The organism is Bartonella sp. AA126HLJHH (assembly GCF_042197425.1).
In the GTDB taxonomy this organism is placed as follows: Bacteria; Pseudomonadota; Alphaproteobacteria; order Rhizobiales; family Rhizobiaceae; genus Bartonella.
Map to the genome: position 1 here is coordinate 42111 of NZ_JBHIRU010000013.1, position 8732 is coordinate 50842.

The 8732-nt window shown below is 38.9% G+C and carries 9 protein-coding genes; 6 read left to right on the plus strand and 3 right to left on the minus strand.

The features are described from left to right. Positions 1-269 precede the first annotated feature (269 nt). On the minus strand, positions 270-785 hold the full coding sequence (locus tag ACFIQC_RS07115; protein ID WP_375630078.1) for a short-chain dehydrogenase: 516 nt from the start codon (positions 783-785) through the stop codon (positions 270-272). Positions 786-803: 18 nt separating this feature from the next. Then, on the minus strand, positions 804-1367 hold the full coding sequence (locus ACFIQC_RS07120; RefSeq protein ID WP_375613628.1) for an NADPH-dependent FMN reductase: 564 nt from the start codon (positions 1365-1367) through the stop codon (positions 804-806). Between the two features lie 575 nt (positions 1368-1942). Between ACFIQC_RS07120 and ACFIQC_RS07125 the strand changes: the two genes are divergently transcribed. From ACFIQC_RS07125 to ACFIQC_RS07150, 6 genes are all read left to right on the plus strand, one after another. Further along, positions 1943-2236 (plus strand): hypothetical protein, encoded by a 294-nt coding sequence (locus ACFIQC_RS07125; protein ID WP_375630077.1) that lies wholly within the window; start codon positions 1943-1945, stop codon positions 2234-2236. Positions 2237-2360: 124 nt separating this feature from the next. Beyond that, positions 2361-2918 (plus strand): hypothetical protein, encoded by a 558-nt coding sequence (locus tag ACFIQC_RS07130; protein ID WP_375630076.1) that lies wholly within the window; start codon positions 2361-2363, stop codon positions 2916-2918. A 288-nt stretch (positions 2919-3206) separates the two neighbouring features. Then, the gene (locus ACFIQC_RS07135; RefSeq protein ID WP_375706940.1) at positions 3207-3743 is read left to right on the plus strand and encodes a hypothetical protein; all 537 of its coding nucleotides are present in this window, start codon (positions 3207-3209) and stop codon (positions 3741-3743) included. Positions 3744-4042: 299 nt separating this feature from the next. After that, complete coding sequence (locus ACFIQC_RS07140; RefSeq protein WP_375653587.1) at positions 4043-4621, plus strand: hypothetical protein; 579 nt, start codon at positions 4043-4045, stop codon at positions 4619-4621. Between the two features lie 692 nt (positions 4622-5313). Next, entirely contained in the window at positions 5314-5688 is a 375-nt protein-coding gene (locus ACFIQC_RS07145) for a hypothetical protein (protein ID WP_375706941.1), read from the plus strand. Between the two features lie 12 nt (positions 5689-5700). Continuing rightward, on the plus strand, positions 5701-6870 hold the full coding sequence (locus ACFIQC_RS07150) for a DUF6990 domain-containing protein (RefSeq protein ID WP_375706942.1): 1170 nt from the start codon (positions 5701-5703) through the stop codon (positions 6868-6870). 922 nt (positions 6871-7792) lie between these two features. Here the strand turns inward: ACFIQC_RS07150 and ACFIQC_RS07155 are convergent. Beyond that, positions 7793-8116, minus strand: coding sequence for a hypothetical protein (locus tag ACFIQC_RS07155; RefSeq protein WP_375621758.1), 324 nt, complete (start codon positions 8114-8116; stop codon positions 7793-7795). Between the last annotated feature and the right edge of the window lie 616 nt (positions 8117-8732).

Below are 8732 nucleotides of genomic sequence, written 5' to 3' on the forward strand. Positions count from 1 at the left end.
AAATCGTAAAAGCGTGAAACTGTAAAATGGTGTGTGTGGTTGGTCAAGGGCTGTGATGGTTGTCAGAGGGGGATAAGCCCGTGTGAGAAGGGATAGAAAAACGTTTGGTTTTGGAGCTGTTGATATAGGCATGCTGTTTAGAGGCGTAAGGGAGGGGGATTGTTCGTTCTCAAAGCCTATGATGTAGAGAGTATGAGTTATTCAAGAGGGTGTTCGGGTATGGATAGAGATTGAAGGGGCACTGCTTCTTTGCAAAGCAGAGGTTTTGATCATAAGTTTTGTTTATTCATATGGTTTTTTATGGCATCCAGTACCTGTTGGCTTATCTCCTTATGGGGCAGCCATCGTAAACCTTTGGGCGTTGTTTTTTGTCCTAATTGAATGGGGATAAAATCAACCTTGTTTTTGCGCGCGCACTCGAGGATCATTTGATCATGCGTGTTGGAACTAAAAATATGGAGAATACATGGCGGTTTAGGCAAAAGAGCCAACTGCTCAATTAATGCGCAAGAAAATGCATAGGCGGGCGAATGAATCCATAATATGCAATATTTTAGATCATGCCATTGCTTCACAGCTTCTAAAAATTGTGCCTTTGATGCCGCACAATCATAATCCAACGACACGCACAACTGTTTGTTGTGCAATGCCTCAAGCTGGACTTTATGGGAAAGAAAGCGTGCAGCAATAATCACTTCTTGCGGCTCTAGTGATTGATACAAAGGGGCAAGCATCCCAGTGCCCCCTACCACTAAATAACGATAGTGCGCATCCTTTTTTTTCATGCCCCCTCCCTTATTACTTTAAATCCCACCTCTTTGCTTTAAAAATGTGTACATTTCATCAGCAAGTCTTTCACAACGGGTTTGTACCTCTTCACTTATAACTTTCCAAGTACGACCTTCATCATCTGAGGAAAAATCTTCGTTGGAGGAGGCGATTTGACATTGGAGTGTATAACCATAAAGCGTGTGCACCACCGGAACTAAATGTTCACAAGGTTGTGCGCATTTTTTGGCCGTACTCCCATGAGAGATAAGCCCAACAGGTTTATTTAAAAAGGCATTATAGCTCAAATTATCAAGAGCATTTTTTAAAACACCCGAATAAGACCCTTGATAAACGGGGCTTGCTAGAATAACGCCATCAGCCGCGGCAATGGTTTTTACAAACTCACGGACCGCAGCACTTGGATTAGCTTCAACCTGCTGATGATAATCTGGATCTGTCATCGGCAAGGGCTGTTTACGCAAATCAACCCAATGAAGTGATGCACCCCGCTTTATGAGGCAATCCGCTAAATAATTGGCTAAAGTTCTTGTTAAGGAAGGTTGACGCACAGACCCCAAAATAATTGCTATATTCAACAGGATTCTCCTTTATCTTTTCCCCACAAGCCTATAACGCAAGGCTTATAAAGAAGTGTGAGTAAAATGGCGCGTATCAATGCTGTTTATAATGCTGTTTATAAAGAGCAATTGTAATGATATCGCATCATCATAGAATCAGTCCATGCTAACAAGATTGTTGACAAAACAACACCTCAAACTTGCAAGGGAATGTTAGTGCTTTCATTAATATTAAAATGCTTGATCTCAAAAGTAGCGGCTGTCTCGTGTTTTAGAAGCGCTTTTATGAATATATTCTAAGCTATTGGCTTGCAAGAACTCTAATGAAAAATGGAAGATATCATCGTATTTTGAATGATCATTGAGCCTTTTTAATTGGAATAAGAAAGTTGTAAGATTTTCTCATTTCAAATGCTCTTATTGCGCGATCATTTGCGCATCAATGGAAGTTGCTTTTTTCATGTCTTAAGTGGGCGGAAAATAATTGAGAAAAGAATAAAAATGCTTCTGTCTTTTCAAGGGATAAGGGCTATCGTAAAAGCCTAGATATGTCTGTTTTTGGGGCAGGAGTGGGGTTGTTGTAGGAGCGGTAATTGGGGGTTGTCCGTGTTGAGGAATGGAGTTATGGCGTGCCCCGTATTACAAGGGAGGGTAAGGCTATTGTAGAGGCCGCAGGGGGCGTATATGAATGGCGCCGGATTACATTTTTTACTGAAACAATAGGGGTGATAGAGTTTATAGTAAGGGGATATATTCATGGGGGCGCTATTGTTATCCCCTTCATGGGGGCTGTTCATGAAATGGGGGTGATACGCGTTGGTTTGCAAGTGTTGAGAGGTGTTTTTTTAAAACAAGCACGTGAATTGGCAAAACTATTGGCAACATAAAATATGCAATACGAGTGTTCTCTGGGGTATTCTGTTTGACGACAATGGACGGAATTTTACTTGAGAGATTGTTCGTGTTCTTATAAAAGTCAAGGACAAACAGTTGTATAAAAAGGAAGAGCAAATGAAGGGGGAAAATTCCACATTTTATAACAAACTGTGCTCTGTTGTTTTTGGAAAATCATTTCGTTCTTATAAAGACCATATTATCATTTGTCTTATTTCTATCCTTATTGGGATAGGTCATAAAGCTCTTTTGATCCCATTAGAATCCAAGTGGTCGTTGAGTGTATCGCAGGATAGCGCTCTTTTGGCGCTCTTTGTGCTGCGTGAAGTTATCATGGTGTGTGTTGTTGCCTTGATACCTGTTTTATTGGTGCTTTATCTCATCTTAACGTATTTGTTGAAAAAAAAGATTCAGCAGTTAGAAGAGGCTATCCAGCAACGGGGTCACACAACCGATCAACAAAATAATCCGGTAAAAAACAATAGAGAAAAAATAAGCAGTTTTTTTATCGCATACCTTTGGTTGATATTTCTGCTAGAAATCTTTTTTCCTGCGGGTGTTGTCATGATCATTTTGGAATTTTATTATTTTGTTTTCAAGCGCGTGAGAACGTATTGTAGAGTGAAACGGGAATTAAAACGCATAAGAAAAGAGAACGATAAGGCGCTTGCCTAGCTATAAAGCGCTTTTGTCGCTATTGTGAGGGGGGAGAGGCAACGTTTAGAAGCTCTCGTGACACAAGAAAGAGGGGATGGTTGGAAAATCATCAGGCAAAGAGGATAAAGAAGCCTATCAGGTTTGTAATGAGGAGGATGCTCTTAATCATTGGGAAGAGCAACCACGCTTTTAGAAAATTGGGGTTTTTTGTTGAAAACAAGGGAAGCGCCATGCATCGCACTTTTCGTGGTTCTTAAAAGAGCGGGCATGAGATAAAAAATGCGTTTTTCATAAAAAGGAAGAGCAATGAAGGGGAAAAATTCAGCATTTTATAATGGACTGCGCCATTTTTTCGAGAAAGATTATTTTTCTGTGCAAGAGTATGTTGTCATTTGGTTCCTCTCGCTCATTATTGAGTTGTGCAACAGGATTTTCTTTCTTCCATCCTTAGGTAGCCAAGAGAACTTGACAGGGTGGCAGGATACACCCCTTTTTCTCTCTCTGTGTGCGTTTTGGCAAGTTATTATAGTGTGTGTTTGGGTCTTGTTTCCAGTTATGTTGATACTCTTCATAACATTGTGGCTTTTGTTGAGAAAAAATACTCAAAAATTGAAAGAAATAAACCAGCAACGGGGTAAAATAACCGATCAAAAGGATCGATATAAAGAAAGTGTGAACTGGAAAATGGACGATATTCTTGTTACAATATTCGGTCTCGTGCTTCTGTTCGTGACACTGTGGGTTGCTTGTATTCCCATGATGATTTTAGAACTTTATTATGGTGTCTTTAAGCAGGTGAGAACGTATCGTAAAGTGAGACGGGAATTAAAACGCGTAAGATAAAGAGAGTGACAAGGCGCTTTTGTAGCTATCGTGAGGGGTAAGAGGCAATGTTTAGAAGCTCTCGTGACACAAGAAGAGGGGAGGATGAATGGTTGGAAAATCATCAGACAAAGAAGAGAGCCTATTTTCGTTTGTAATGAGGAGGATGCTCTTAATCATTGGGAAGAGTAACCGCGCTTTTAGAAAGTTGGGGGGTTTTATTAAAAATAAGGAAAGCGCCATGCATCGCACTTTTCGTGGTTCTTAAAAAAGCGGGCATGAGATAAAGAAATGCATTTTTCATAAAAAAAGGAAGAGCAATGAAGGGGAAAAAGTCAGAATTTTATTCAGCATTTTATAATGAACTACGCTATTTTTTTGGGAAAGATTATTTTTCTGTGCGAGAGCATGTTGTCATTTGGTTCCTCTCGCTCATTATTGAGTTGTGCAACAGGATTTTATTTTTCCCATCCTTGGGTAGCCAAGAGAACTTGACAGGGTGGTGGGATACACCTCTTTTTCTCTCTCTGTATGCGTTTTGGAAAGTTATTACAGTGTGTGTTTGGGTCTTGTTTCCAGTTCTGTACATACTCTTCATAACATTGTGGCTTTTGTTGAGAAAAAATACTCAAAAATTGAAAGAAATAAACCAGCAACGGGGTAAAATAACCGATCAAAAGGATTGGTATAAAAAAGGCGATAGAGAAAAATGGAGTGATATTCTTGTTACAATATTCGGTCTCGTGCTTATGTGCGTGACATTGGTGGTTGCTTGTATTCCTATGATGATTTTACAACTTTATTATGGTGTCTTTAAGCAGGTGAGAACGTATCGCTGTTTAAGAAAAGAACTGAAAAACGTCTTGCAAGAACAGGATACAGCGTTTGAGAAGTCATGAGAGGGAAAAAATAATGAAGAAATTATGAGAGATTCAGCCTTTATAGGGATTGCTCTCTATACCATTTTGCCTCTGATATTTTTTGGTGCTCTTTCATGGGTTGTCCGTAAACATTGCTCTAAGGAGCAGTGTTGAGGGTGGCATTGAGTGAAAGAAAAGCCGATTATGGATTAGTATTGATTTAAGGGAATAAGAGCCCTTGGGGTTTAGAGCCTAGAGTGAGTGCTTGGGACTTACTTTATCGTTTGAGGCGTGAGGAAGGAACGGTTTTGCTTGTAGGGGCGCGCGGTATATGGGTTGTTTTCGTATTTTTATGAGCCTTGTTCATTCAAGCTTTGAAATGAATTCTATTGAAGTGGGGTTGCAGGGTGATTTTCTTGAAAATAGGAGAATTTTTGGGAAGAAAAAGCTGAATTGTGACTATTGTTTATAGATTGGTACGGTTTGAAAATCTTTATTGTTTGCAATGTGAGGAAGGTAAGAGGGTGGCAAGGTAGCAGGAATATTATTATTTTTATTATGACGCAAACCATAATGGTCTGTGTACTTTTCTTTATTCCGGTGGTATTTGGGTTTTGCATCATCATAATGCGTAAATTGGAAAAAAATCCAGAAACGAGAAGAGGCAATCTCTGTGTGATAGCAAATAAGCTCTCTGTCGCACGGGTCTTTTCAAAGAGAGAGGGGAATACATGAAGGAGCAAAATTGGGCATCAGAGCAAGAAACGCATAAAGGAGTGCATTCTTTTTCGCTCCAGCACGTGTTGCTCTCAGCAAAGGATTATAAAATTATCTTTGCTATTGCTGTTCTCATTATCATGTGGAGAATGGTTCTAGAAATACCAGGTGTATTAAATTGGCAGCTGACAGGGTGGCAATATGTTGTGCATGCCGTTCTCTTTAAAACAACGGACATCATAACGGTTTGTGCACTTTTCTTGATTCCGGTGATGTTACGGCTTCGCACCAAAGTGACGGGTGAGTTGTACAAAAATATTCAGAAACTAGAAGAAGCAATCTCTGTAGGAGAGCACATAAGCTCTCTGTCGCACGGGTTGTGTAAATAGTGAGGGGGGAACATGAACTTTGATCCTATAGCCGTATTTCTATTAGATCCCGAGTTCTGGGTATTTATTGTTATTTGCATGATCATTATCATGCTTGTTTTAGCTCTTTATACCTCTGTCTTTAAACGGATGAAAATGAATTTTCAAGTGAAAGGCGCGCTGGAAAGAGTGCTTCAAGAAAATGATCTTGCAACGCAGCAGTTTTGGAAAGATGAAGCCGTGCTGCAGGAGAGGCGTTTGCAACTAAAGGAAAAGGAAAAAGAACCCTTTGTCGGTTATGATGATGATGAAATTCTCACGATAGAAAGTGCAACAGCGCTTTTAAAAAGCTTGGGGTGGTCTGTGGACATCGAGGGAAAAGGAGATTATTTGGCAACCCTCTTTTTACCCGATCGTGAAGTGCAGTTTCTTTATAACGAAAAACACGTGGAAGAATTTTCCCCGTTTGATCGCGGGCTTTTAATTATGAGCGGTATTTTTGCGGCGGCTTGTCAGACGATTAATCCGCATAATTCTGGGGTTTTGCCAACAGTATTTATGAATTTTGTACCCAATGGATTGGAAATTTTTGAAGAAAAAGTGAGCGCCAAGCTTTTAAAGAAAGCACTCGATACAACTTTAAAATGGACAATGGAAGATGATTCTTTGCATGAAATGTTTCGCTCTCAATATAGTATTCCCCCTTGGGAAAAAGATTCTTTATCATGGGCAACGGATGGAGACGTAGAGTTCGCACCTTATGCTTTGCTGCATCTTGCTGCTCTTGCCTTGCTGGGCGATGTTGAGACTTTAGCTTCTTATGACGAAAGTTTTACGGCAGGGGACCAGCTTGGCTTTGATGAAACCATTGAAAAAGTCTATTTGGAACGCGCGATGGTGATTGCTCAAGAAGTGAAAAGGGAAGGAAAGTTCAGTTACGATCTACTGGAACGGGTTGCTGAGAAGTGGTCTATAGCCATGGACTATCAGCTTTTTAGAGATAGAAACCTTAATTTGTGTAATCAAAAACGAGATTTTCATAAAAAATTAGTTGAGGAGAAAAAACAAGAATTAAGAGAACAAGGATTTGAAGGGGTGAGTGATGAACAGTTCGTGTTTGAAGCAGAGGGGGTAAAACATGCTCCTGATATTACTTATATTAAAGATGGTAAAATCGCATTTATGGATATAAAAATTGATTAGTGTTGTACTCTCCTGTTGAAGAAAAGCACTCTTATTTAAAAGATGTGAAAGCGCCATGATTGAGACGCTTTCACACCTTTCTTACCAGAGCAAAATAAAGTGTTCGAAAAATCAAGAATAATAGCCAAGATTTTAAAAAATAGACTGAAAATGGCTTGATCCTCAAGAATAGAGGAGAAAAATCAATTATAAATTCTACTCTCTTCTTTAAGATGGTTTTGTTGTTTTGTTAGAAAATTCTCATAAATCATTGCTTATTCAAGCGCCTTATTTAAGCGGTATGAGGGGAAGGTCCATTGACTAAAGGCGCTATGGGGAAGCTCTATTGACTAAAGTGCTATGGGAGGGAAGCTAGGGGGTAGAGCCGGGGGTAGAGCCTTTGTCATTTGAGGTGAGAGGAAGGCAAAAAATGGCATTTTTGAGCAGTGTTAAGCTCTTTTGCCTTTGAGGTGTTTTTTGTCTTTTTAAGAAGTCCTTGCCAATGAAGCAGCGCTTGTTAAGCTTCAACAGTGTTTCAGTATGGTGATATTGATATAAAAAGTTATGGTGTTTTTGTGTTTTTCAGTCTGCTTCATGGAGATCTGTAAGCCAATCCGATGACAGAGGAGATGCAGGGTCATTTTCTTGAAAACAGAAGAATTTTTTGGAAGAACAAGAAGATTGCGGACCCTTATTAACGAAAGTGCTATGGGAGCGAAGCTAGGGAGTTAGAGCCTTTGTCATTTGAGATGTGAGACAAGTAAAAATGGCATTTTTGAAGGCGATGATATTTGGCCAATAAAAATAAAAACACAATAAAAACTAAACTAAAACAAAGGAAAAATTAAACTAAAAAAGGCCCCATTTTATAAAGGGCCTTTTTATTTAAATTTTACAATATATACAAAATGTATATAACCTTACTTTAAGAACTTTTTGTATCTTATATTCTAGTAGCAACAAGTTGTACGAAATATATAATAAGTGATCCTAAAAAACCAGCTATTGCATTCAATAAATTTTCTGCTTTATCGTATATATCGTCGATTGATGCTTGTTCTGATGCGCTTCTATTACTGACTCTCAGTATATTCAATGTATCCGATGTGTCCCTTACTTGTTTAACAAAATGTAAATTTGTTTTCTCAATAGTATAAGGAGCAACAATAGGAGAGGGTTGTTTATTGACTATACGATCAGATTTTTGAATCGCGAGAGCTAAACCACTTGTAATAGCCCCAGCTATGAAAAAATATCTGATATTCATAGTTTTTCTCCTATATTTATTTCGATAAATAAATATCGATACGTATCATATATAAATTCGATTTAAATAACTATAGTAAAAATACAACAATCACAAAAAAGAATAAACTTTGTCTATATTTTGACAAAATTTACTCTTAATTGCCTTAATGAATTCTTTTAGATTCGATTTTATGAAGGCGTAAAAAAGTTTGAAAGCTCTGTAGGCAAGTGGAATCCCATAAGGTGGGTGATACAATAGTTGCTAGCAAACTTCTTTTTGTGCCTTTGACCAAGGATTCATAAAAATGAGGGTTCATAAAAATGAGATGCGATGAAAATTGAGTAAAACCCTTGAAGGGAAGGATTCACTCTATTGAAGGCGGAGTGCATCTTTTCCATGGATTGGATACTGCTTTATTGAGGGTTTGGCGGTATCTGTTGAGGGGAAGGATGCACTCTTTTTGAGGGCTAGAGTGCATCCTCTTATGGATTGGATACTGCCTTATGAGGGTTTGGCAGTTTCCGTTGAGGGGAAGGATGCACTCTTTTTGAAGGCTGGAGTGCATCCTCTTATGGATTGGATACTGCCTTATGAGGGTTTGGCAGTTTCCGTTGAGGGGAAGGATGCACTCTTT